The organism is Ruminococcus sp. (genome assembly GCF_024684275.1).
Map to the genome: position 1 here is coordinate 1 of NZ_JAIKXF010000065.1, position 2,524 is coordinate 2,524.

Sequence of the window (2,524 nt, forward strand, 5' to 3'; positions counted from 1 at the left end):
GCTCACGAGATTGCATATAAATATGGAATTACCTTTGAACAGCTCAGTAAAAACAGTGATAAAATAAAAAAGCTCCATGTGTAATTCACACATGGAGCAGGATTTACAAATTGAAAATCCGTTACATACATTTTTATGATATGATTGTTTTGACAAAGTCCGAAAAATAGCCATTTGTCGTATGTCATCTCTTTAGTCATAAATTTACAGAATTTTGGCACTATATTGCAAAATATAGTGCCTTTTATTTTTGCCTGAATTTAGGATTATATTGATAACAAAGAACTGCTCACAGGATGAATTCTATACTATCTTGCGAGCAGTTATATTTTTTGATTATGTGCTAAAATGCAATTTGTACATCAATTATACATCAATTGTGTTATTATTTCTCTATTTACCGCCCTGTATCAGCAGGTGCTTTTTAGTATTATAGAATTCTTGGTTAACCTCGGTTAACTACGCTGAATAACTATCGAGAATCACCTACTTTGCCCTCCTTATTAGAGGAACTCTACTTCTCCGCTTTCAAGGTGATATATCGCTCCGAGCACTTTCAGTCCGTATTTCTCTTCGTCCTTCTGTATCTGTAGGCTGTGCTCGATAATATCGCAGCTGTGTTTTACGTTTAGACAGCAGGCTTTAACCTCGTCCTTTTCATCACCGATAGCTTTCACTATTTCGTCGGTGATGTGCCTGATATATCCGTCAGGCTCGTGGTTCATCGCAGCGTCGACTGCTCCGCAGTGGTCGTGACCGAGCACGACGATAAGTCCGGTCCCAAGGTGTTCTGCCGCGTATTCTATGCTACCGAGCTGGTGGGAGTCGATAACATTGCCAGCAACTCTGATAACGAAAAGGTCACCTATGCCTGCCGAGAATATAAGCTCAGGAACTACTCTTGAATCCGAGCAGGTAATGATTATTGCGTATGGCTGCTGACCGCTCTGACTGAACTTCAGGAGCGTATCCGGCGATACGTTGCTTGTTAGTTCGTTGGACTCTATGTATTTCTGATTGCCGATAATGAGACGTTGTTTTGCCTCTTCTGCTGATATTCTGTATTCTTTCATTGTATCACCTATATTTCTTTCTTAAGCTTGCTTAGTATATTTATGCATATGGAAGTCAGTTCAAAGTTTAATTATTGCACTTTGAAGCGATGGGCTGTACATAAAAAAGCCATCACTTTGGTCAATCATGTCTTTGTTCAGTATTGCTGAATGTTTCGCAGAAGCGTCCTGCAAAGGCTGGTGGTTCGCCATGATTATTCAGGTGAGAAATATCACCGAAAGCGGTGACACGGAAATACGCTATACCCTCACGGCGTTCTTCAGTGCATACCGTTGTTACTGAGGTAGGAGCAGCAATAAAGCCGTGCCATAGCAACATAGGTGAGATACCGAGAAGATGACCGAGCATTACGCACTCGACTCCGAAATGGCAGAACAGTGCAATAGTGTCTTCATTCGGACAAACGGCGTTGTAGTAATTGCCATTCCTTTTGTATCCGTGTTTAGCAAGTAATGAATCAAGACCGTTTTGCACATAGGTGATACCGTTTCGCATATCTGCTTCCGCCATAACAGGAACGTCTGTCCATTTTTCCTTGTCGTAATACTCGGGAACAGTTGTCCAGTTCTGAGGAAGCATATCCCAGGCAATGCGGCGCTGACCGTCAGCTCCGATAATAAGGTTGCGGTCAAACTCATGGAGCCAGTCCAGTGTCTCTGCTGAACGTCCGCATTTTCTCAGAGTATATTCCGCAGTAGCCTTAGCCCTCCCAAGCGGAGATATATAATAAGCTGCGATATCCATAGGGGCTATACGCTCGGCAAGCATTTCAGCCTCCCTATGACCTTTTTCTGTAAGCGAATCGATAGTATAGTCAGGATCACCGTGTCTGATAATCAGCAATTTCATAGTGTTCTCCCTTTCATTTTTTAACAGGCATTCAGCGCAGCTTTGTGATGTCCGCATATGATCTTATTGTTTGAATAGCTTTATCGTTCTGAATACCTGTTCGACAGTATCGGAAAGATTACGATAGGCAGTAGTCTTATCCATAGCCTCCTCAAGTGTAAATACTTGCCTGATTATAGGAAAATATGCGTCTATGCCGTTTTGGTTGCATGACTCCGCTCCGCTTTTGACTGCTCCGCTGAATGCGATTACAGGTTTTCCGTATTTCTTTGCTATCTTTGCGATTCCAACGGGAGCTTTTCCCATAGCGGTCTGACTGTCGAGACAGCCCTCGCCAGTGATAACAATATCTGCATCTTTTACAGAATCTTCAAGCTGAGTTTCGCGCATTATCAAGTCTATACCTGATTCAAATTCTGCGTTAAGATAATACATCAAGGCAAATCCAAGACCGCCTGCTGCCCCTGCACCGGGAGTATCAGGTGAAGCGGTGGCGTTATATTTTTTTGTCAGCTCAGCGAAATTTCGGAGATATCCGTCCATTACGGGTATAAGCTTAGCTTTTGCGCCCTTTTGCGGAGCAAATACTGTGCTGCACCCA

General features: G+C 42.8%; 3 protein-coding genes. All 3 read right to left on the minus strand.

Annotation, left to right across the window (positions count from 1 at the left end; genetic code table 11):
• Window positions 1-503: 503 nt before the first annotated feature.
• On the minus strand, window positions 504-1,073 hold the full coding sequence (locus K5677_RS07430) for a carbonic anhydrase (protein WP_296726373.1): 570 nt from the start codon (window positions 1,071-1,073) through the stop codon (window positions 504-506).
• A 121-nt stretch (window positions 1,074-1,194) separates the two neighbouring features.
• Window positions 1,195-1,923: a histidine phosphatase family protein gene (locus tag K5677_RS07435; protein ID WP_296726376.1), complete on the minus strand. Its 729-nt coding sequence runs from the start codon at window positions 1,921-1,923 to the stop codon at window positions 1,195-1,197.
• Between the two features lie 63 nt (window positions 1,924-1,986).
• A partial coding sequence (locus tag K5677_RS07440) for a glycerate kinase (RefSeq protein ID WP_296726378.1) occupies window positions 1,987-2,524 on the minus strand: 538 nt, incomplete at its 5' end.

Bases quoted from the DNA above. Each gene is read 5' to 3' on its own strand.
- K5677_RS07430 (WP_296726373.1), bottom strand. From the start codon at position 1,073: ATGAAAGAATACAGAATATCAGCAGAAGAGGCAAAACAACGTCTCATT.
- K5677_RS07435 (WP_296726376.1), bottom strand. From the start codon at position 1,923: ATGAAATTGCTGATTATCAGACACGGTGATCCTGACTATACTATCGAT.